20 protein-coding genes are annotated in these 20,541 nt (G+C 63.4%); 17 read left to right on the forward strand and 3 right to left on the reverse strand.

Going from position 1 to position 20,541, the window contains the following annotated elements; genetic code table 11:
- Positions 1 to 55: 55 nt before the first annotated feature.
- Positions 56 to 3,367 (reverse strand): Rne/Rng family ribonuclease, encoded by a 3,312-nt coding sequence (locus C2L64_RS04535; protein WP_090835780.1) that lies wholly within the window; start codon positions 3,365 to 3,367, stop codon positions 56 to 58.
- Positions 3,368 to 4,123: 756 nt separating this feature from the next.
- Between C2L64_RS04535 and C2L64_RS04540 the strand changes: the two genes are divergently transcribed.
- Genes C2L64_RS04540 through C2L64_RS04555 form a run of 4 tightly spaced genes read left to right on the forward strand, consistent with a single transcriptional unit; the run spans position 4,124 to position 7,275 of the window.
- On the forward strand, positions 4,124 to 5,185 hold the full coding sequence (locus C2L64_RS04540; protein ID WP_090835779.1) for an RluA family pseudouridine synthase: 1,062 nt from the start codon (positions 4,124 to 4,126) through the stop codon (positions 5,183 to 5,185).
- On the forward strand, positions 5,166 to 5,825 hold the full coding sequence (locus C2L64_RS04545) for an HAD-IA family hydrolase (protein WP_007741754.1): 660 nt from the start codon (positions 5,166 to 5,168) through the stop codon (positions 5,823 to 5,825). The genes C2L64_RS04540 and C2L64_RS04545 overlap by 20 nt, the downstream gene beginning before the upstream one ends.
- Complete coding sequence (locus tag C2L64_RS04550) at positions 5,822 to 6,214, forward strand: Rieske (2Fe-2S) protein (RefSeq protein WP_079484723.1); 393 nt, start codon at positions 5,822 to 5,824, stop codon at positions 6,212 to 6,214. The genes C2L64_RS04545 and C2L64_RS04550 overlap by 4 nt, the downstream gene beginning before the upstream one ends.
- A gap of 47 nt (positions 6,215 to 6,261) precedes the next feature.
- A complete protein-coding gene (locus C2L64_RS04555; RefSeq protein ID WP_007741746.1) occupies positions 6,262 to 7,275 on the forward strand; it encodes a S49 family peptidase in 1,014 nt (337 codons plus the stop codon).
- Between the two features lie 51 nt (positions 7,276 to 7,326).
- Here the strand turns inward: C2L64_RS04555 and C2L64_RS04560 are convergent, their stop codons facing one another.
- Together C2L64_RS04560 and C2L64_RS04565 are read right to left on the reverse strand one after the other, a co-directional pair.
- Positions 7,327 to 8,046 carry an SAM-dependent methyltransferase gene (locus C2L64_RS04560; RefSeq protein ID WP_090835778.1) on the reverse strand — a complete coding sequence of 240 codons (720 nt, stop codon included), beginning with the start codon at positions 8,044 to 8,046 and terminating at the stop codon, positions 7,327 to 7,329.
- Positions 8,043 to 8,660, reverse strand: a complete 618-nt coding sequence (locus C2L64_RS04565; RefSeq protein ID WP_007741742.1) for a Maf-like protein — start codon at positions 8,658 to 8,660, stop codon at positions 8,043 to 8,045. The genes C2L64_RS04560 and C2L64_RS04565 overlap by 4 nt, the downstream gene beginning before the upstream one ends.
- Before the next feature lie 252 nt (positions 8,661 to 8,912).
- Between C2L64_RS04565 and C2L64_RS04570 the strand changes: the two genes are divergently transcribed.
- The 13 genes from C2L64_RS04570 (at position 8,913) to C2L64_RS04635 (ending at position 20,485) form a co-directional block, all read left to right on the forward strand.
- Positions 8,913 to 9,551 (forward strand): DUF177 domain-containing protein, encoded by a 639-nt coding sequence (locus C2L64_RS04570; RefSeq protein ID WP_079484732.1) that lies wholly within the window; start codon positions 8,913 to 8,915, stop codon positions 9,549 to 9,551.
- A gap of 113 nt (positions 9,552 to 9,664) precedes the next feature.
- Positions 9,665 to 9,844, forward strand: coding sequence for a 50S ribosomal protein L32 (gene rpmF, locus C2L64_RS04575; protein WP_007741736.1), 180 nt, complete (start codon positions 9,665 to 9,667; stop codon positions 9,842 to 9,844).
- A gap of 136 nt (positions 9,845 to 9,980) precedes the next feature.
- Positions 9,981 to 11,111: a phosphate acyltransferase PlsX gene (gene plsX / locus C2L64_RS04585; RefSeq protein WP_079484735.1), complete on the forward strand. Its 1,131-nt coding sequence runs from the start codon at positions 9,981 to 9,983 to the stop codon at positions 11,109 to 11,111.
- Positions 11,111 to 12,100 carry a beta-ketoacyl-ACP synthase III gene (locus tag C2L64_RS04590; protein ID WP_090835777.1) on the forward strand — a complete coding sequence of 330 codons (990 nt, stop codon included), beginning with the start codon at positions 11,111 to 11,113 and terminating at the stop codon, positions 12,098 to 12,100. The genes plsX and C2L64_RS04590 overlap by 1 nt, the downstream gene beginning before the upstream one ends.
- 95 nt (positions 12,101 to 12,195) lie before the next feature.
- On the forward strand, positions 12,196 to 13,128 hold the full coding sequence (fabD, locus tag C2L64_RS04595) for an ACP S-malonyltransferase (protein WP_090835776.1): 933 nt from the start codon (positions 12,196 to 12,198) through the stop codon (positions 13,126 to 13,128).
- A gap of 66 nt (positions 13,129 to 13,194) precedes the next feature.
- On the forward strand, positions 13,195 to 13,944 hold the full coding sequence (gene fabG / locus C2L64_RS04600; protein WP_009770780.1) for a 3-oxoacyl-ACP reductase FabG: 750 nt from the start codon (positions 13,195 to 13,197) through the stop codon (positions 13,942 to 13,944).
- A 149-nt stretch (positions 13,945 to 14,093) separates the two neighbouring features.
- Positions 14,094 to 14,333: an acyl carrier protein gene (acpP, locus tag C2L64_RS04605; protein ID WP_004197638.1), complete on the forward strand. Its 240-nt coding sequence runs from the start codon at positions 14,094 to 14,096 to the stop codon at positions 14,331 to 14,333.
- 355 nt (positions 14,334 to 14,688) lie between these two features.
- Entirely contained in the window at positions 14,689 to 15,927 is a 1,239-nt protein-coding gene (gene fabF, locus C2L64_RS04610; RefSeq protein WP_090835775.1) for a beta-ketoacyl-ACP synthase II, read from the forward strand.
- Positions 15,928 to 16,033: 106 nt separating this feature from the next.
- Positions 16,034 to 16,417, forward strand: a complete 384-nt coding sequence (locus C2L64_RS04615; protein ID WP_244144554.1) for a protein YgfX — start codon at positions 16,034 to 16,036, stop codon at positions 16,415 to 16,417.
- 135 nt (positions 16,418 to 16,552) lie between these two features.
- Complete coding sequence (gene rpoE, locus C2L64_RS04620) at positions 16,553 to 17,152, forward strand: RNA polymerase sigma factor RpoE (protein WP_007734577.1); 600 nt, start codon at positions 16,553 to 16,555, stop codon at positions 17,150 to 17,152.
- A 100-nt stretch (positions 17,153 to 17,252) separates the two neighbouring features.
- Positions 17,253 to 17,888, forward strand: a complete 636-nt coding sequence (locus C2L64_RS04625; RefSeq protein WP_090835774.1) for a sigma-E factor negative regulatory protein — start codon at positions 17,253 to 17,255, stop codon at positions 17,886 to 17,888.
- A 4-nt stretch (positions 17,889 to 17,892) separates the two neighbouring features.
- Positions 17,893 to 18,933 (forward strand): MucB/RseB C-terminal domain-containing protein, encoded by a 1,041-nt coding sequence (locus C2L64_RS04630; protein ID WP_103153670.1) that lies wholly within the window; start codon positions 17,893 to 17,895, stop codon positions 18,931 to 18,933.
- Positions 18,934 to 18,952: 19 nt separating this feature from the next.
- Positions 18,953 to 20,485, forward strand: coding sequence for a DegQ family serine endoprotease (locus C2L64_RS04635; protein ID WP_090835773.1), 1,533 nt, complete (start codon positions 18,953 to 18,955; stop codon positions 20,483 to 20,485).
- Positions 20,486 to 20,541 lie beyond the last annotated feature (56 nt).

Raw genomic sequence — 20,541 nt, forward strand, 5'->3', positions numbered from 1 at the left:
GAAGGCGGGCTTTTCGGGTTGCCCGGCGTTGCCGCCGGGCGAAGTTAGCGACCGCTTACTGCGGCTGCTTTGCCGTTTCGACCTGTTGCATTGGCGTCGTGTCGGTGGCCGGAAGCGCCTTGCGCTCGCGCGGCGCGCGTGCGGGCTTCACCGCCTGCGCGGCGGCTTCCTGCGCGACGCGCAGCTTGTCCGAGTCGGTGTTGACCCAGACGAGGCCGGCGCTTTGCAGCATCGTCTCGAGGCCTTGCGTCGACTGGCGGCGGGCCGACGTGCCGTTCGTGCGAACGGGTTGCGGCTCGGCTGCTGCGGCGATCGGCGCGGCTTGCGTTACCGCTTCCGTTACGGCCGGTTCCGCTGCGGGTTGCGCCTGCGCGACGTCCGCGACGGGCTCCGCGACCGGCTGAACGACCGGCTCGACGACGGCCTGAACCACCGGCTCGACGACGGGCTGAGTTGCAACGGGCGCTTCGACAACCGGCTGCGCTTCTTCGGCGGGCGCTGCCGGGGCCGGAGCCGCTGCAACCGGCTCGGCTACAGGCTCGACGACGACAGGCGCTTCGGCGACGGGTGCTGCCGCTACGGTCTCAACCGGCGCGGGCACTTCAACGGGAGCCTGCACCGTTGCGACAGGCGCAACCGCTTGCGGCTCGACAGCGGCCGGCTCTTCGACGGCTGCTTCCGTGTGCGTCGCAACAGGCGCTTCGTCGGTGGGCACGACGGCTTCCGCCTTCGCAGCCTTTTCGACAGCCAGCGCCGGCGTTTCAGCCGATGCATGCAACTCGCTGACCACGGCGGCGCCCGTCGCGACGGCTGCCACGACGACCTCGACCGGCTTCACTTCCTGTGCCGGCTGTTGTTGTGCCGCTTCGACCGCTTGCGGCTGCGCTTCATGACGGCCCGTGTGTTCCGGTGCGCGCACGGGCGTTTCCGCCGATGCTGCCACAGCCGTTTCGCCTTCCGCTTCCGCGACATCGGCAGCCGTGTTCACGTTCACGCCTTCCTCGTCACGCTCGCGACGGCCACCACGGCGGCCGCGACGGCGACGACGACGCTCTTCGCCATCACGCGCGTCGTCGATGGGAGCAGCGCCACCCATCAGATTCGCTTGCGCCTGTGCGGCGATATCGGCCTGAGCCTCGTCCTGGCTCAGCGCGTCGGCTGCTTCGGGCTGCTGCTTGCGACGCTCGCCACGTTCGGCGCGTTCGCCACGCTCACGGCGCTCGCCACGGTCCGCCCGATCCTGGCGTTCCTGACGCTCGCCGCGCGTTACCTCAGCGGTTTCTGCGCGGTCTGCGCGTTCCTGACCGCGTTCGACGCGCTCCGGGCGTGCCTCGCGCGGTTCGCGTGCCTCACGAGGCTCGCGGCCTTCGCGCGGCTCGCGGCCGCCACGCGGCTCACGTGCTTCACGCGGTTCGCGTTCCTGACGTTCGCCGCGCTGCGACGGTTGAGCCTGACGGCCTTGCGTTGCCGCGCCTTCGCCACGGCCTGCCGCATCGCGGCCACCTGCGCCGTTGCGACGGTTGCGGTTGCGATCGCCGCCGCGCTCGCCCGTGCGCTCACCACGCTCGGTGCGTTCGCCGCGTGCGGGCTTCGCCGTCTTCTCGACTGGAGCGGGCGCGGGAGCGGGAGCCGCCGGTTGCACACCGAACAGACCCTTCAGCCAGCCGATGAAGCCGCCCGTGGCGGGCTTGACTTCGACCGTGGCGGCAGCGGGGGCCGGCGTGCGCACGGGCGCGCTCGGCGCCGGCTTTTCAGGCGTGATGCCCTTCACGGCCGCTTCCTGCTTCGGCTTCACTTCTTCGGTGCGCTTGCTGTAACCCGTTTCCGATTCCAGTTCGCGGGCCGCTTCTTCGGCCATCTTCCACGACGCGCGCGGATCGTCGAGGCGCGCATCGTCGTGACGCAGGCGCTCGAGCTTGTAGTGCGGCGTGTCGAGGTGCTTGTTCGGCACCAGCACGACGTTGACCTTGAAGCGCGACTCGATCTTGTTGATTTCCGAGCGCTTTTCGTTGAGCAGGAAGGCCGTGACCTCGACGGGCACCTGGCAGTGGATCGCCGCGGTGTTTTCCTTCATCGCTTCTTCCTGAATGATCCGCAGCACTTGCAGCGCGGACGATTCGGTATCGCGGATGTGGCCCGTGCCGTTACAGCGCGGGCAGGTCACGTGGCTGCCTTCCGACAGCGCCGGACGCAGACGCTGGCGCGACAGCTCCATCAGGCCGAAGCGCGAGATCTTGCCCATCTGGACGCGCGCGCGGTCGTGCTTGAGCGCGTCTTTCAGGCGCTGCTCGACTTCGCGCTGGCTCTTGGCCGACTCCATATCGATGAAGTCGATCACGATCAGGCCGCCCAGGTCGCGCAGACGCAACTGGCGCGCGACTTCGTCGGCGGCTTCGAGGTTCGTGCGCGTGGCCGTTTCCTCGATGTCGGCGCCCTTGGTGGCGCGCGCCGAGTTCACGTCGATCGCGACGAGCGCTTCCGTGTGGTCGATCACGATCGCGCCGCCCGACGGCAGCGGCACCGTGCGGGAGTACGCCGTCTCGATCTGGTGCTCGATCTGGAAACGCGAGAAAAGCGGCACGTCGTCGTGATACCGCTTCACCTTGTTGACATTGTCCGGCATCACGATATCCATGAAGGCGCGTGCCTGGTCGTGGATTTCCGTGGTGTCGATGAGGATTTCGCCGATGTCCGGCTGGAAGTAGTCGCGAATCGCGCGGATGACGAGGCTCGATTCGAGATAGATCAGCATCGGCTGACCTTGCGAGCCGCTTTGCGACGCGGCTTCGATCGCGCGCCACAGCTGCATCAGGTAGTTCAGGTCCCATTGCAGCTCTTCCGCGCTACGGCCGATACCCGCCGTGCGCGCGATGATGCTCATGCCTTCGGGCAGTTGCAGCTGGGACATCGTTTCGCGCAGTTCCTGGCGGTCGTCGCCTTCGATCCGGCGCGACACACCGCCGCCGCGCGGATTGTTCGGCATCAGCACGAGGTAACGGCCGGCGAGCGAGATGAACGTGGTGAGGGCCGCGCCCTTGTTGCCGCGTTCTTCCTTCTCGACCTGAACGATCAGTTCCTGGCCTTCCTTGAGGGCGTCCTGAATGCGCGCCGAGCGCATGTCGATGCCTTCGCGGAAGTACTGGCGAGCGACTTCCTTGAACGGGAGAAAACCATGGCGGTCTTCGCCATAGTTGACGAAACAGGCTTCGAGCGACGGCTCGATGCGGGTAATGATGCCCTTGTAGATATTGCCTTTGCGCTGTTCGCGGCCGGCGGTTTCGATGTCGATGTCGATGAGTTTTTGCCCATCGACGATGGCGACGCGCAATTCTTCCTGCTGCGTCGCATTAAACAACATGCGTTTCATTGAACGGCTCCAGAGCGGCTCTGCCTGTCCGGCCGACGGCGCACGGGAACGAACCCGGCCGACGGCTTGGGGCAGCGGCATGCCGCGCCTTATTGTGTTTTCACAAGCACGCTGGAGCGGGAAAGATGGCGGGGAGAATTGCCTGATGTGGGCGCCGTCTCCAATAAATGGACGCGCTGCCGCAGGGCACATGCGAACACGGCTTCAAATAATGGCCCGACACGCCGCGGGTCCTGGCAGCCGACTTGCATCAGCCTTCGTCCACGTGCGCCGGCGCGCCAGTTGGGCGCGCGTCCGGACACGTTCGAAGGCTGCGGTCTTGCCGCAGCGGGCAGGCTCGCTCACTGCGCGTGCCTGTCCCGCTCGGGGTGTCTCGCCTCATTTTGACGTCGCCATGTCCTGCACTTTCCGCAGGACGCCTCGGGCGCACGCCGTATTTTCGCCACCGGCCGCTTCGCGCTTAAGGGACATGAAAGCAGCCCTTGCCGAAGCTCGCCAGTCAAATTCTTTTTGACCAAAATTCCGTTACCGACGGTGCCGACTGTGACCGAACTCGCCTGTGGGCGCCGTCCCTGCCGTGTCGTGCATCGTGCGTGCAACTTGTTGCATCTCATTTTCAGGGCGAGCAACCAGCCCCCGGCGCAAGTAAAATGACGTTTTTATCGCTTGCGCCTGCGCAATCCACCCGCGATTCGGTTTAAGGCGCCGATCCTATATAGTCGGCCACCGCAGACTGCTGGGCAAATTATATTCAGAATGAAAGAGTTAGGCAAAATATCCCAGAAATCGGTGACAAGCCCCGTTTCGAGCGATCAGGTGTCGATGATCGAAATCGACGACAGCGCGGCCGGTCAGCGGATCGACAACTTCTTGCTGCGCGTCTGTAAGGGCGTGCCGAAAAGCCATATTTATCGGATTCTGCGCAGCGGCGAAGTGCGCGTGAACAAGGGCCGCGTGGACGCGCAGTACCGTCTCGCCTTTGGCGATCTGGTGCGCGTGCCGCCCATCCGCGTCGCGAAGGCGGACGAGGCGGTGCACGCGCCCGTGCCGTCCGCGCACTTCGAGATTCTGTTCGAAGACGAGCATATGCTCGTGATCGACAAACCGGCGGGCGTCGCCGTGCACGGCGGCAGCGGGGTCGCGTTCGGCGTGATCGAGCAGTTGCGGGCGGCGCGTCCGCAGGCGAAGTTTCTGGAACTGGTGCACCGGCTGGACCGCGAGACGTCGGGCGTCCTGATGCTCGCGAAAAAGCGCGCGGCACTCGTGAATCTGCACGAGCAGATTCGCGCGAACCGGATGGACAAGCGTTACTACGCGTGCGTGCACGGCGAATGGGCGAGCGACTGGGGCCGCCGGCGTGCCGTGAAGGAGCCGCTGCACAAATATCTGCTGCCGGATGGCGAGCGGCGCGTGCGCGTGCAGCCGGACGGGCTGCCATCGCACACTATTTTCAATCTCGTCGATCGCTGGCCCGATTACGCGCTGCTCGAAGCGGAACTGAAAACGGGTCGGACCCATCAGATTCGTGTCCATCTGGCGCATCTGGGGCTGCCGATCATCGGCGACGCCAAATACGGCGATTTCGCGCTGAATAAGGCGCTTGCGCGCGCGAACGCGCAGCCGGGGCTCAAACGGATGTTTTTGCACGCTTACCGGCTTAAGCTGACGCACCCGGCGACGGGCGACACGCTACAGTTCGAAGCGCCGTTGCCGGCAGACTGCAAGCGGTTCATCGCGCAACTTGCCGGGACGGCCGGCGCAGGGACGCACGAACAATCACAAACCGAGACGAAAACGCATGGCAAGAGAGCAATTTGACCTGATCGTCTTCGATTGGGACGGCACGTTGATGGATTCGACCGTCCATATCACACGCAGCATTCAGGCGGCCTGCCGCGATCTCGGGTTGCCTGTGCCGGCCGACGAGGCTGCAAGCTTCGTGATCGGCCTGGGTTTGCGCGACGCGCTGCAGATTGCCGCGCCGACGCTCGATCCATCCGACTACCCGCGCCTCGCCGAGCGCTATCGCTTCCACTATCTGGTGAAGGATCAGACGACCGAGCTGTTTTTGGGCGTGCGCGAGATGCTGGCGGATCTGCGCGATCAAGGCTATCTGCTCGCAATTGCGACCGGGAAGAGCCGTGTCGGGCTGAACCGCGCGCTGGATCAGGTTCGGCTCACGAGTCTTTTCGACGGCACGCGCTGTGCCGATGAAACGTTCTCGAAACCGCATCCGGCTATGCTGCAGGAACTGACACGTGAACTAGGGCAGGATCCCGTGCGCACGGTGATGATCGGTGATACCACGCACGATCTTCAAATGGCGATCAATGCAGGCGTGTCGGGCATTGGCGTCACATACGGCGCGCATCCTGCGGATTCGTTGACGGCACTGGAGCCGAAATTCGTCGCGGACAGCATCGCTTCATTGTCGGGCTGGTTGCGGGAGCACGCATGACGGACGCCGCGCAGGAGGCGGTGCGCATTTGCGCATCCGAAGAACTCGTCGACGGCGGCGCTGGCGTGCGCCGCAACGCGACGTACGCTGGCGGTGATGCCGTGGTGTTCTTCGTCCGCTATGACGGCGTGGCGTATGGCTACCTGAACCGTTGCGCGCATGTGCCGATGGAACTGGACTGGAACGAAGGACAGTTCTTCGAATCGTCCGGCTTATACTTGATGTGCGCGACGCATGGCGCGATTTACGCGCCCGATACGGGCAAATGCGTCGGCGGTCCGTGCCGCGGCGGCAGGCTTCGCCCGGTACACGTCGACGAGCGCGACACGCCCGAAGGGCGCACAGTGTTCTGGCTTCCGGACGCTGATCTGCGTCCAGCATCTGCCTGATTTCCCAGCATCTTTTCCCGAAACCTCGTTTTCTCCGGCGGCAACGCATGTCCGATAATTTGACTCCCGATCCGAACGAACCGGCCGCAACGAGCCGAGAGCCGCGCCGGGTGCCCGCCGACGAGCCGAACTGGGAGCGCGCCGCGCTCGAACGGATTGCGCTGGCAGCCGTCAACGAGCAACGCGCGGCGCGACGCTGGCGCATCTTTTTTCGTTTCCTGTTCCTCGGTGTGCTGGTCCTGATTGCGTGGGCTGTGCTGGATCTCAGCGGAGAGAAGGTCGCGACCACCAGCGGCCGCCATACGGCACTCGTGACACTTGAAGGCGAGATCGCATCCGATACTAACGCGAACGCGGAAGATGTCGACGCGGCACTAGCGAGCGCATTCGACGACGCAGGCACGGCGGGTGTGGTCCTGCGTTGCAACAGCCCGGGCGGCAGTCCCGTTCAGGCTGGGATCATCTACCGCGAAATTCGCCGATTGCGCGCTAAATATCCGTCTATTCCGCTTTACGTCGTTGTCAGCGACATGTGCGCGTCGGGTGGCTATTACGCTGCGGCGGCTGCTGACAAGATTTACGTGGATAAGGCGAGCATCGTCGGTTCGATTGGCGTGCTGATGGATGGCTTCGGTTTCACCGGCTTGATGGACAAGCTGGGCATTCAGCGCAGGATGCGCACCTCGGGTGAGAACAAGGGCTTTTACGATCCGTTCTCGCCCGATACGCCGAAGATGGATCAACATGCGCAAGCGATGCTGGACGAGATCCACGCCCAGTTCATTGATGCCGTCAAGCAGGGGCGCGGCAAGCGCCTTCAGGAATCGCCGGATATCTTCTCCGGTCTTTTCTGGACAGGTGCAAAGAGCGTCGAGCTGGGCCTCGCGGACGGCTTCGGCGACACAGATTACGTCGCGCGCGAAATCATCAAGGCGCCTGATGTGGTCGACTACACGGTGAAGGAGAGCATCACCGACCGCGTTGCGCGCAAGTTCGGCGCGGCAGTCGGCGGCGGCGCCGTGCACGCGATGGCAGCGATCGGCCGGTTGAATTTGCGATAGGGCGTTATCGGGCGGTGGCCTGGGACTTGGTAGGCCACCGCTTTCCCAGGCTCAGGCCGCCAGAATCAGAAAGATCGCTGGGCGCTTGTGGAGATCCAGCCCCGGCTTTTTCTTCCAGTCGGCAACCGTCCGGCTCACGATGGTTTCACTTTGCAGTGTCAGATCGACGGCGACGCAAACTAGCGTCGACGGCGCGCAGGTCGCGATCAGCGTGTCGAGCAACGCGCGATTCCGGTAGGGCGTCTCGATGAAAATCTGCGTCTGCTTGCCTTTACGCGACTGCTGCTCGAGGTCCCGCAGGCGTTTCGCGCGCTCGTTCGCGTCGACGGGCAGGTAGCCGTGAAACGCAAAGCTCTGGCCGTTCAATCCAGACGCCATCAGCGCGAGCAGGATCGAACTCGGGCCGACGAACGGCACCACCTTCACGCCGCGCTCATGTGCGCGCCGCACGAGCATTGCGCCCGGATCGGCGACGGCCGGGCAGCCGGCCTCGGACACTAGCCCGGCATCCGTCCCCGCAAGGACGGGCGCCAGCAACTTGTCGATTTCGCCCGCGGGCGTGTTGACGTTCAGTTCGCGAATCTCGATTTCCTGGATAGGCCGTTCCGTGCCGACTTTCTTCAGGAATGCGCGCGTGGTTTTCGCGTTTTCGCCTATGTAATAGTGCAGGGCAGCCGCGCGAGCGCGAACGGGCGCGGGCAGGACGGCGTCCAGCGCGGCGGCGTCGCCGTCGCCGAGCGTGTTCGGGATCAGATAGAGAACGCCGCTCATCGCACCTCCAGTAGTGGGTAGCCGGCAGCGAGCAGCATGCGCGTGAGCGCGATCAGCGGCAGGCCGATCAGCGCCGTGGGATCGTCGGATTCGATCGCGTCCAGTAGCGCGATGCCGAGGCCTTCCGCTTTTGCGCTGCCCGCGCAGTCGTACGGTGTCTCAGCGCGCAGGTAGGCGTCGAGCGCGGCGTCGGGCAGATCGCGAAAGCGCACGTGCGTGACCACGTCGATGGTTTGCGCGTCGCCCGAACGGCTGTCGAACAGGCACAGCGCGCTGTGGAAAAGCACTTCGCGGCCGCGCATGCCTTGCAGTTGCGCGAGCGCTTTTTCATGCGTGCCGGGCTTGCCGATCTGATGGCCGTCATAGGTCGCGACCTGATCCGAGCCGATCACGAGTGCTCGCTCGCCGGCGGCCAGTCCGGCTGCGACGGCGCGCGCTTTCGCCTGCGCGAGGCGCAGTGCCGTCGCTTCCGGCGTTTCACCCGCGAGCGGCGCCTCGTCGATGGCAGGCACGGCGACGTCAAACGGAATGCGTAACCGTTCGAGCAGTTCGCGCCGATACGGCGAACTCGACGCCAGAATCAGGCGGGGCGGGCGTTTGAAGGAATCCGGCATGCTGGAAAAGAACCTTGATCTGTAGGTAAAACTGAAGGTGAAAAGGCGGGGCGCGAACGCGCTCGCGCGCGTGGCCTTAAGTGTTTGACTCGAAAAGACAAAACGGATATGATTTTGGGCTTTTCATCGGTATGCTTTGCCGAATGGCGCACCGGATAGGCGTCCTGGTGACATCCAGACCGTCTTCCAGCGCCACCAAAACGACGCATAACGACTTACCCGGCTGAAATCCTTGCCGACGCAGGAGCGCACATGACTCAACATCCTGGCAAACCTGCTGGTCTCGTCGACCCGCGTGCACTCGACCTGTTCGAATTTGCCCGCAGTGGACGTCAGGCCGCGGGTACCGTGCGCGTCTCGCAACTGCCGCGCATGTTAAACGAAGTCCCGCAGGGAGCGCCAGACCGCGATACCGCGTTCACCTGGCAAGCCGAGGGGACGACGCAGCCGGAATTGCAGGACGACGGCACCGAGGGTCCGCAGCCGTATCTGAGGCTTGCGATTCACGGCGCCGCATGGCTCGAATGTCAGCGTTGCCTGTCTCCGTACGAGCAGGCATTCAACGTCGATGCGACTTACCGGATCGTCAATACGGATGAGGAAGCTGAAGAGTTTCCTCTGGACGAGGATGAAGTCGATGTGATCGTTGGGTCACGCCAGTTCGATCTTGTCGACTTGATCGAAGAGGAATTGCTGCTTTCGTTGCCGCTCGTGCCGAAGCACGATGCCTGTCCCGAAGTGCACGAGAGTCTCACCTCGGGCGCAAGCGGGCAGGAAGGCGAAGAGGCCGTCGAGGGCGAAGCTGAAGAGGGTGAAGAACCCAAGCGGCCGAACCCTTTCGCGGCGCTCGAAGGCCTGAAATCGGGCGAATCCGGCGACAAGAAGCACTGAACAGTTGCATGGGAGCGCGACAGGGCGCGCCGGGCACGATGGTTTAGCCACGTGGCCTATGGCGGTTGCCGTGCCGGGCTGTGTTAGAATTCGGAAAATTTTCAGGAGTTATCATGGCAGTTCAACAAAACAAGAAGTCGCCGTCGAAGCGCGGCATGCACCGCTCGCACGATTTCCTCAACGCCGCGCCGCTGGCTGTTGAGCCGAGCACGGGTGAAGTGCATCTGCGTCACCACGTCAGCCCGAACGGCTACTATCGCGGCAAGAAAGTCGTCAAGACGAAGAACGACTAATCGTCCAGCATCGCGCTCCTTTGGGTCTGACCCATTGGTATTTCGCGTGGCGATCGGCTCGCTTGACATTTTCCCGGTTCATCAAAAAGGCGGCATTCAACTGCCGCTTTTTTGTGCCTGAAATTCGTCGCATTCCATGACTGTAAAGCTCACGATAGATTGCATGGGAGGCGACCACGGCCCGTCCGTGACCGTTCCCGCTGCCGTCAACTTCGTTCGCTCGCACCCCGATGCGCACCTGATGCTCGTCGGCATCGAAAGCGCGATTCGTGCTCAGTTGAAGAAGCTGAAGGCGTCCGACAATCCGGCACTCACGGTCGTACCCGCGTCCGAGATCGTCGCCATGGACGATCCCGTCGAAGTCGCGCTTCGCAAGAAGAAGGACTCGTCGATGCGCGTGGCGCTCAACCGCGTCAAGGACGACGAGGCGCAGGCCTGCGTCTCCGCCGGCAACACCGGCGCGCTGATGGCCGTTTCCCGCTATGTCCTTAAAACGCTTCCGGGCATCGAACGTCCGGCGATCGCGTTTGCCTTGCCCAATCCCACCGGCTACACGACGATGCTCGACCTCGGCGCGAACGTCGATTGCGAGCCGCAGCATCTGCTGCAGTTCGCGGAGATGGGGCACGCGCTGGTTTCTGCCGTCGAAGGCAAGGAGCGTCCGAGCATCGGGCTCCTGAATATCGGCGAAGAGGTCATCAAGGGCAACGAAACGATCAAACGTGCGGGCGAACTGCTGCGTAGCAGTACGCTTAATTTCCGCGGCAACGTGGAAGGCAACGATATCTACAAAGGCACCGTCGACGTGATCGTCTGCGATGGCTTCGTCGGTAACGTTGCGCTGAAGACGTCGGAAGGGCTCGCGCAGATGCTGTCCGACATAATCAAGGAAGAATTCGGCCGTTCGTGGCTGACCAAGGTGATGGCGGTGCTGGCGCTGCCCGTGCTGCTGCGTTTCAAGAAACGCGTCGATCACCGGCAATACAACGGCGCCGCGTTGCTCGGCCTGCGCGGGCTCGTGATCAAGAGCCACGGCTCGGCTGACGCCTACGCGTTTGAGTGGGCCATCAAACGCGGGTATGATGCCGTCAAAAATGGCGTTCTCGAACGTCTTGCCCGCGCGATGGAGGAGAACGCGGGTTCACTCGAACAGGCGAAACACGAGGCCGGCGGCGCGGGCTCCGCGAGCCAGATGGCGAGCCCGATCGCGGGTCCGGTGTCCGGACAGCCGGCCGAGCCCTACAGCGCACAATCCTCGAAGACATAATGGCTCAATCCACTACCTATTCCCGCGTGCTGGGCACGGGCAGCTATCTGCCGCCCAACCGCGTTTCCAATCAGGAACTGGCTGATCGTCTCGCGAAGCAAGGCGTCGAGACGAGCGACGAATGGATCGTGGCCCGCACGGGCATCCATGCGCGTCACTTCGCCGAACCTGATGTCACTACCAGCGACCTCGCGCTGTTCGCGTCGCAACGCGCGATCGAAGCGGCCGACGTCGATCCGCAATCTATCGACCTCATCATCGTCGCCACGTCGACGCCGGACTTCGTGTTTCCGAGCACGGCATGTCTGCTGCAGAACAAGCTGGGCATCAAGAATCATGGCGCCGCCTTTGACGTGCAGGCCGTGTGCTCAGGTTTTGCCTATGCCGTTGCGACGGCTGACAGTTTCATCCGAAGCGGGCAACATCGTACTGCGCTGGTGGTCGGTGCTGAAACGTTCTCACGCATCCTCGATTTCAACGACCGTACCACCTGCGTGCTGTTTGGCGACGGCGCGGGCGCTGTCGTGCTGCAGGCGTCGGACGAGCCGGGCGTGCTGTCGAGCGCGTTGCACGCTGACGGCAGCCATTCGAACATCCTTTGCACGCCGGGCAATGTGAACGGCGGCATCGTGCAAGGCAGTGCGTTCCTGCACATGGACGGTCAGGCGGTGTTCAAGCTCGCCGTCAACGTGCTCGAGAAAGTCGCGGTCGAAGCGCTGCAGAAGGCGGATCTCAAGCCCGAGCAGGTGGACTGGCTGATTCCGCACCAGGCCAATATCCGCATCATGCAGAGCACGTGCCGCAAGCTCGGCCTGCCGCAGGAGCGGATGGTCGTCACCGTGCACGAGCACGGCAATACGTCGGCGGCGTCGATTCCGCTCGCGCTCGACGTGGCCGTTCGCGACGGACGCATCCAGCGCGGCCATAACGTGCTGATCGAAGGCGTCGGCGGCGGCTTTACATGGGGCGCGTCGGTCATCCGTTTCTGACGACCGCGCGCGGCGGCGCCTGGAGCGCCGCCTCAAGTGGCAGCGCACGTCGTGTGCGCGTCACGCACATTTGAACTCATCGAATTGGGGACGATATGAAATTTGCGTTCGTTTTTCCGGGGCAGGGCTCGCAGTCGGTCGGCATGCTCAACGCGTTCGCCGACAATGCGATCGTGCGCGAAACCCTCCAGGAAGCGTCCGACGCGCTCGACCAGGACCTCGGCAAGCTGATCGCCGAAGGCCCGGCCGAAGACCTGAACCTCACCACCAATACCCAACCTGTGATGCTGACGGCTGCTTACGCGATCTTTCGCGCATGGCAGGCGGCAGGCGGTCCTGCGCCTACAATCGTGGCCGGCCATAGCCTGGGCGAATACACGGCGCTCGTCGCCGCTGGCGCGCTGAAGTTCCGCGACGCTGTGCCGCTCGTGCGTTTCCGCGCGCAGGCGATGCAGAACGCGGTGCCCGTCGGTCAGGGCGGCATGGCCGCGATTCTCGGCCTCGACGATGACACCGTGCGCGAAGTGTGCAAGGAAGCATCCGTGGCGGGTGTCGTCGAAGCCGTCAACTTCAATGCGCCCGCGCAGGTCGTGATCGCGGGTCACAAGGCGGCCGTTGAGAAGGCGTGCGAAGTCGCCAAGGCGAAGGGCGCGAAACGCGCGCTGCCGCTGCCCGTATCCGCGCCGTTCCATTCGTCGCTGCTCAAGCCCGCGTCGGATCAGCTGCGCGAGTATCTGGCGAGCGTCGACGTGCAGGTGCCGTCCATTCCCGTCGTCAATAACGTCGATGTGGCCATCGTCAACGAGCCGGCTGGCATCAAGGATGCGCTGGTACGTCAGGCGGCCGGCGCTGTGCGCTGGGTCGAATGCGTGCAGTCGATCGGCAAGCAGGGCGTTACGCACGTGATCGAATGCGGTCCGGGCAAGGTGCTCGCGGGGTTGACCAAGCGTATCGACGGCAATCTGGTCGGCGCGTCGATCGTCGATCCGGCTTCGCTAGACGAAGTGGTAAAAGTCGTCACGGCCTGAACGTCTGGTTGAAGGCAGCAAAGAATTGAACAGCCCTGCATGTGCAGGGCACTGTGGAAAGCTACGATGGAAAAGACTCTCGATAAACAGATTGCGATCGTAACGGGCGCTTCGCGTGGCATCGGCCGCGCAATCGCGATCGAACTCGCGCGTCAGGGCGCGACGGTGATCGGCACGGCAACGAGCGAAAGCGGCGCGAATGCGATCACGGAAGCGTTCAAGGCCGAAGGTCTGAACGGCCGCGGCGCAGTGCTCAACGTCAACGACGCGGCGGCGGCCGAAGCGCTGATCGACGGCACGGTGAAGGAATTCGGCGTGCTCAACGTGCTGGTGAACAACGCGGGCATCACGCAAGACCAACTCGCGATGCGCATGAAGGACGACGACTGGGACGCCGTCATCGACACGAACCTGAAGTCGGTGTTCCGTCTGTCGCGCGCAGTGCTGCGCCCGATGATGAAGGCGCGCGGCGGCCGCATCATCAACATCACGTCGGTGGTCGGTTCGGCGGGCAATCCTGGGCAGGTGAACTACGCCGCAGCGAAAGCGGGCGTGGCGGGCATGACGCGTGCGCTCGCTCGTGAAATTGGCAGCCGCGGCATCACGGTGAACTGTGTCGCGCCGGGTTTCATCGACACCGACATGACCAAGACGCTGCCCGAAGAACAGCAAACCGCGCTGAAGGCGCAGATTCCGCTCGGCCGTCTCGGCAGCCCGGAAGATATCGCACACGCCGTGACGTTCCTCGCATCGCCGCAGGCCGGTTATATCACCGGCACGACGTTGCACGTGAACGGCGGCATGTATATGTCGTAATCGAATTCGGTTACTATCCGCGCCTTGAAGCCATTCGAAGTGCGGATTTAAACGGCTCTACAGCAACCTTGTGCGTCGCTTTTTTACAGATGCAAACCTGATAAAATGCGCGCACCTGTATTTATGAACTTTTTTCCCTTGGAGGGGTAATGGACAATATCGAACAGCGCGTCAAGAAGATCGTTGCAGAACAACTCGGTGTTGCCGAAGCGGAAATCAAGAACGAAGCATCGTTCGTGAACGACCTCGGCGCTGACTCGCTCGACACGGTCGAGCTGGTGATGGCTCTCGAAGACGAATTCGGCATGGAAATTCCGGATGAAGAAGCCGAGAAGATCACGACGGTTCAGCAAGCGATCGACTACGCTCGCGCTAACGTCAAGGCCTAAGGCCATTCGCGCCTGGCCGGTTGCTTCGGCTGCTGTGAAAAACGCAGCGTCCGTCGTACCGGCGGCCCTGTCGCGCCGCCCGTCGGTGCAACGAGGGCAGGCGTCAATGCCGATGCGCATGCGCGCAAGCCTGACGGCGTCGTTCAAGGCGCACTGGCCGATGCAGCAAAGGTCGGCTCTTTCGCCATTGCGCTTACTGGTGCATGTTCTGGCGTCACCGCCAGTGCACCGGTCAGCGTATTCGTCAGCGCCCTGGTCAGCGCGATCGTCAGGTTAAACAGCCACAGGGCTCACAGGGCACTTTCCTGTACGCTGCTGTGGCTTTTGTTTTGTCATCTATGGAAAAGGGGTTACCGTGAGCCGTCGTCGTGTTGTTGTTACAGGCCTGGGGCTTATTTCGCCTGTTGGCAATAATGTTGCCGACGGCTGGGCCAATCTGGTCGCCGGCAAGTCCGGCATCGCCAACGTCACGAAGTTCGACGCGTCGAACTTCTCCACGCGTTTTGCCGGCGAGGTGAAAGGCTTCAATATCGAAGACTACATCCCCGCCAAGGAAGCGCGCCACATGGATACGTTCATCCACTACGGCGTGGCTGCAGGCTTCCAGGCGATGAAGGACAGCGGGCTCGAAATCACCGAAGCGAACGCGGAGCGTGTCGGCGTGGTGGTCGGTTCGGGCATCGGCGGCCTGCCGATGATCGAAGTCACGCAAACGGAACTGCTGAACCGCGGCCCGCGCCGTATTTCGCCGTTCTTCGTGCCTGCGTCGATTATCAACATGATCTCCGGCCATCTGTCGATCAAATTCGGTCTCAAGGGCCCGAACCTGTCGATGGTGACGGCATGCACGACGGGTCTGCATTGCATCGGCGAGGCCTCGCGCCTGATCGAATACGGCGACGCCGACGTGATGATCGCGGGCGGCGCGGAATCGACCGTTTCGCCGCTGGGTATCGGCGGCTTTGCGGCGGCGCGCGCGCTGTCGCAGCGTAACGATGATCCGGCGACGGCGAGCCGTCCGTGGGACAAGGACCGCGACGGTTTCGTGCTCGGCGAGGGCGCGGGCGTGATGGTGCTCGAAGAGTACGAACACGCGAAGGCGCGCGGCGCGAAGATCTACGCGGAAGTCAGCGGCTACGGCATGAGTGGCGACGCGTATCACATGACGGCGCCGTTGGAAGACGGCGACGGCGCACGCCGCTGCATGCTCGCGGCGATGAAAAACGCGGGCGTTAACCCTGACTCGGTGAACTACCTGAACGCGCACGGCACGTCGACGCCGCTTGGCGACCTGGCTGAAACCACGGGCATCAAGCGCGCATTCGGCGATCACTCGAAGAAGATCGTCGTGAACTCTACGAAGTCGATGACGGGTCACCTGTTGGGTGGCGCGGGCGGCCTGGAGTCGGTGTTCACGGTGCTGGCCGTGCATCATCAGGTGTCGCCGCCGACCATCAACATCTTCAACCAGGACCCGGAATGCGATCTCGACTACTGCGCGAACACCGCGCGGGAGATGAAGATCGATGTCGCGCTGAAGAACTCGTTCGGGTTCGGCGGCACGAACGGCACGCTGGTTTTCAAGCGCTTCTAAGCATTTGACGGCGATAGCGTCGCTGCCGGCTACGTCGGCGCATGCTTCCGATACCGCAGTGAACGGCGGACCCTCGCAGCGCATAGCGTTGCGGCGGTCCGCCGCGTTGTATCTGGCGACGGCTCTTTTCATCGCTTTTGCCGTGGCGGCTGTCTGCATGACGATTGCGCCTCGCTTCGGCGTTGCCTGGACGGTTGTGGGTGCCGCGGCCGTGTTCGCGATTCTGGCGGCGTCAGCGGCCCGTCATGCGCGCAATCAGCCGGGCGCCCTTAAAATCGGGCCGGAAGGACTGTCTGTCTGGAACCGGGCGGGAATATTACGCGCTCAGGGCCGTATCGTTGGATGCAGCCAGTGGAGCGACAGCCTGCTGATGCTGTGGCTCAAGGAAGATGGCGGTAAGCTGCATCGGCTTCTGATCGCGGCCGACATGGCCGGGCGCGGCGCTTTTCGCGAGATCGCCGTACTGGCGAGACACAGCGCGCACGTCTGAACGCGGGCCTGGCGGGGCGGGCCGGGCGCCTTGGCTGTAAAGACTGTAACGGCTGTTACGGGCGTAACGTGCCGCGGTGGAGGGGACGCTACAATGGTGCCCCGCTACACGCGCAAAAGTTAACGGATTTATCAGGTGAGCGAAAAAGAAATAGATCAGGTGCTGGTTGAGCGCGTCCAGAATGGCGACAAGGCCGCGTTCGAGCTGCTGGTCGCCAAGTACCACCGCAAGATCATCCGCCTGATCTCGCGCCTCGTGCGGGATCCCGCTGAGGTCGAGGATGTGGCCCAGGATGCCTTCATCAAGGCATACCGGGCGCTGCCCCAATTCCGCGGCGAGTCCGCGTTCTATACGTGGTTGTACCGGATTGCCGTCAACACGGCCAAGAATTACCTTGCGACCCAGGGCCGGCGAGCGCCCACTTCGACGGAAGCAGATGCAGAAGAAGCTGAAACTTTCTCGGACGCCGACCAACTAAGGGATATCAACACGCCCGAGTCGATGTTGATGAGCAAACAGATCGCTGAGACTGTCAATGCTGCGATGGCGGTTTTACCGGAAGAACTGCGCACCGCCATAACTCTTCGTGAAATTGAAGGTCTGAGCTACGAGGAAATCGCTGAAATGATGGGTTGCCCGATCGGCACCGTCAGATCAAGAATTTTCCGCGCTCGTGAGGCCATTGCGGCAAAATTGCGTCCGCTGCTTGACACACCCGAAGGCAAGCGCTGGTAGCAGCTGTTCGACACAGCAGCCAGCCGGTCCTCGCGGACAGCGGCGCAGTCTCTGGGTTAAGTGGTGTCACTACGGGGTGTCTGTAAAGATGGGGAGCATCATGGGGTCGGTTTCGATGCCAATGCAATCGAATGCGCAAGCGAACTCGCAAGGCGAGCGTCTGTCGGCTTTTGTCGACGGCGAACTGCTCGACGGCGAGCATCCAAACACAATTCTGGCCGCGCTGGGTCGTGAAGACTGCGCGACATGGTCGTGCTATCACCTGATCGGGGACGCACTGCGTTCCGACGATCTGGCCGTCAGCCCGGCAACGAGCAGCGCGTTTCTGAACGGTTTCGCGGCCCGCTTCGAAAGCGAGGCGCATGTGCTGGCGCCGATTTCCGTGCCGGCAACGCGCCGTCTGCTGGCGCTGCGCCGCCGGGTGATCCCGGCGTTCGCTGTGGCGGCTGCCGCCGCGACGCTGACGTGGATCGTGATGCCGCAGCTCTCGGGCGTCGGTACGGGCGTGACGCAGGTCGCCTCGGTGGCGCCGCATGGGGACTCGGTGCAGCGCGTGGCGATGGCCTCGATGCCCGCCGCGACCACGGCTCAAGCCAATGGATCGGACGGCAACATCATCCGTGACGCGAGCCTCGACCAATATCTGGAAGCGCATCAACAGTTCGGCCTTCAACCCGTTGTATCGGGTTCGATGCCGTTGCTCCGCGCGGCTTCTCTGACCACGCAGGGCCACTAGTCTGATGCAGAGTCTGCGGTTGAAAAAAACGACTATCTGGGGGCGGCTGCCGGCATTTCTGTTCTGTGCAGCCGTGATGTTGTCCGCCACGTCGCGCACCTACGCGCAAACCGACGACTCTGCCACCCGGCACAGCGCGGCGGAACTGTTGAACCGGGTTCATCAGGCTGCGCAGCAGCAGAACTACGAAGGCACGTTCCTCTATCAGCGCGGCAACTTCGTGCAGTCGTCGCGTATTGCCCACTACGCGACGCGTAACGACGGCGAGTTCGAATCGCTCGAAAGCCTCGACGGCGCGCCGCGCAAGATCCTGCGCCACAACGACGAGCTGTACACGTTCGTGCCGGAGCGGCATCTGTGCGTCGTCGAAAAACGGCAGAACAAGGACTCGTTCCCGGCGCTGATGTCGGCGAGCGGCGAGCAGGTCCTGACCGTCTACGAGCCGAAGATGCTAGGCACGGACCGCGTGGCGGGCGTCGACAGCCAGGTCATCGAACTCGATCCGAAAGACGCGAACCGCTTCGCCTACAAGCTGTGGGCCGATACGAAAACGGGGCTGCTGCTACGCGCGCAGACGCTCGACCCGAGCGGTCAGGTGCTCGAGCAGATGTCGTTTTCGCAGATTCGCATCGGTGTGCCCGTGGACAAGGCGCCGATCGCCAGCGGTATTAAAAACACGTCGGGCTGGACGGTGGTACGCCCGCCCGTCGAGCCTGTCGATATGGAAGCGCAGGGCTGGCAGGTCACGTCTCCCGTCGCGGGTTTCCGCAAGATTCGCGAGCTGCGCCGGCCGATGGCGGCGGACGATCCATCCAATCCGCCCATTCCCGTCGACCAGATGGTGTTCTCTGACGGTCTCGCCGCGATTTCGATCTTCGTCGAGCCGGTCGAAAAGAGCACCCGCAAGGAAGGCGCGGGAAGTAGCGGCGCGACGCACGTGCTGGTCAAGCGGCGCGGCGATTTCTGGATCACCTTGCTCGGGGAAGTGCCTCAGACCACGTTGCAGCAATTTGCGGCTGCCATAGAATACAAGCCTTCCAGGTAATCCTTCGGTCCCCTACGACATGACGATTCTTTCGGTGCGCAAATTCTTCGCGGCCGCAGTACTGGTGGCTTGCCTGCCCCTCGCGCCGCATGCGGCGTCGGCGGCGCCTGCTGCCAATCTGCCCGATTTCACCGATCTGGTCGACAAGGTCGGGCCGGCCGTCGTCAACATCCGCACCACGGCGCGCGTCACCAATACCACGCGGGGCTTGCCGCCCGGCATGGACGACGGCGACATGTCGGAGTTTTTCCGGCGTTTCTTCGGCATTCCGATGCCTAACTCCCCGCAGTCGCCGCAGTCGCCGCAATCGCCGGGTACGCCGAATTCTCCGAATTCGCCGCGTGGCGGCAACAGCGACCAGGACCAGGCGCCGGATAGCGGCGGCAGCGATTCCGAGCAGAACAGCGGCGTCGGCTCGGGCTTCATCCTGTCGGCGGATGGCTACGTGATGACCAACGCGCACGTGATCGATGACGCGGACACGATTTACGTCACGCTCACCGACAAGCGCGAGTTCAAGGCCAAGCTGATTGGCGTCGACGACCGCACGGACGTGGCCGTCGTGAAGATCAACGCGACGAATCTGCCGACCGTGCCGATCGGCGATTCGAACAAGGTGCGCGTCGGCGAATGGGTCGTCGCGATCGGTTCGCCGTTCGGTCTCGAGAACACGGTGACTGCGGGTATCGTCAGCGCGAAGGGGCGCGACACGGGCGACTATCTGCCGTTCATCCAGACCGACGTCGCCGTGAATCCCGGCAACTCGGGCGGCCCGCTGATCAACATGCAGGGCGAGGTGATCGGTATCAACTCGCAGATTTATAGCCGCACGGGCGGTTTCATGGGCATCTCGTTCGCGATTCCCATCGACGAAGCGATGCGCGTGGCCGAGCAGCTGAAAACGTCGGGCAAGGTTACACGTGGCCGGATTGCCGTCGCGATCGGCGAAGTGACGAAGGACGTGGCCGATTCGCTCGGTCTGCCGAAAGCGCAGGGCGCGCTCGTCAGCAGCGTCGAGCCGGGCGGTCCGGCGGATAAGGCTGGCGTGCAGCCGGGTGACATCATCCTGAAGTTCAACGGCCACAATGTGGATACGGCGACCGACCTGCCGCGCATGGTCGGTGACACCAAGCCGGGCACGAAGGCGACGATCACGCTGTGGCGCAAGGGCCAGACGCGCGAATTGCCTGTGACTGTGGCCGAAATGCAGCCCGACAAGACGGCGAAGGTCGACCCGAAGAAGGCGCCGACGCCGAAGCCGCGCGCATCGAACGCGCTGGGCGTGGCCGTCAGCGACATTCCGGCCGACCAGATGAAGACGCTCAAGCTGCGCAACGGCGTCCAGGTCGATGCCGTCGACGGTCCGGCCGCGCGTGTCGGCCTGCAGCGCGGCGATATCATTCTGCGTGTCGGCGACACGGACGTCACGAGCGCGAAGCAGTTCGACGAAGTGACTGCGCATCTCGACCCGTCGAAGATGGTCGCGCTGCTGGTCCGTCGCGGCGAAAACACGCAGTTCGTGCCCGTTCGCCCGCGCGCGCCGCAGAAGTAAGCGACGTGGTCAACGCGGTGGCATCGCTCACGCTCTACGGACGCGCGTGGTGCCAC

The organism is Paraburkholderia hospita, from assembly GCF_002902965.1.
Taxonomy (GTDB): domain Bacteria; phylum Pseudomonadota; class Gammaproteobacteria; order Burkholderiales; family Burkholderiaceae; genus Paraburkholderia; species Paraburkholderia hospita.

Bases quoted from the DNA above. Each gene is read 5' to 3' on its own strand.
- C2L64_RS04535 (WP_090835780.1), bottom strand. From the start codon at position 3,367: ATGAAACGCATGTTGTTTAATGCGACGCAGCAGGAAGAATTGCGCGTC.
- C2L64_RS04540 (WP_090835779.1), top strand. From the start codon at position 4,124: ATGAAAGAGTTAGGCAAAATATCCCAGAAATCGGTGACAAGCCCCGTT.
- C2L64_RS04545 (WP_007741754.1), top strand. From the start codon at position 5,166: ATGGCAAGAGAGCAATTTGACCTGATCGTCTTCGATTGGGACGGCACG.
- C2L64_RS04550 (WP_079484723.1), top strand. From the start codon at position 5,822: ATGACGGACGCCGCGCAGGAGGCGGTGCGCATTTGCGCATCCGAAGAA.
- C2L64_RS04555 (WP_007741746.1), top strand. From the start codon at position 6,262: ATGTCCGATAATTTGACTCCCGATCCGAACGAACCGGCCGCAACGAGC.
- C2L64_RS04560 (WP_090835778.1), bottom strand. From the start codon at position 8,046: ATGAGCGGCGTTCTCTATCTGATCCCGAACACGCTCGGCGACGGCGAC.
- C2L64_RS04565 (WP_007741742.1), bottom strand. From the start codon at position 8,660: ATGCCGGATTCCTTCAAACGCCCGCCCCGCCTGATTCTGGCGTCGAGT.
- C2L64_RS04570 (WP_079484732.1), top strand. From the start codon at position 8,913: ATGACTCAACATCCTGGCAAACCTGCTGGTCTCGTCGACCCGCGTGCA.
- rpmF (WP_007741736.1), top strand. From the start codon at position 9,665: ATGGCAGTTCAACAAAACAAGAAGTCGCCGTCGAAGCGCGGCATGCAC.
- plsX (WP_079484735.1), top strand. From the start codon at position 9,981: ATGACTGTAAAGCTCACGATAGATTGCATGGGAGGCGACCACGGCCCG.
- C2L64_RS04590 (WP_090835777.1), top strand. From the start codon at position 11,111: ATGGCTCAATCCACTACCTATTCCCGCGTGCTGGGCACGGGCAGCTAT.
- fabD (WP_090835776.1), top strand. From the start codon at position 12,196: ATGAAATTTGCGTTCGTTTTTCCGGGGCAGGGCTCGCAGTCGGTCGGC.
- fabG (WP_009770780.1), top strand. From the start codon at position 13,195: ATGGAAAAGACTCTCGATAAACAGATTGCGATCGTAACGGGCGCTTCG.
- acpP (WP_004197638.1), top strand. From the start codon at position 14,094: ATGGACAATATCGAACAGCGCGTCAAGAAGATCGTTGCAGAACAACTC.
- C2L64_RS04625 (WP_090835774.1), top strand. From the start codon at position 17,253: ATGGGGTCGGTTTCGATGCCAATGCAATCGAATGCGCAAGCGAACTCG.
- C2L64_RS04630 (WP_103153670.1), top strand. From the start codon at position 17,893: ATGCAGAGTCTGCGGTTGAAAAAAACGACTATCTGGGGGCGGCTGCCG.
- C2L64_RS04635 (WP_090835773.1), top strand. From the start codon at position 18,953: ATGACGATTCTTTCGGTGCGCAAATTCTTCGCGGCCGCAGTACTGGTG.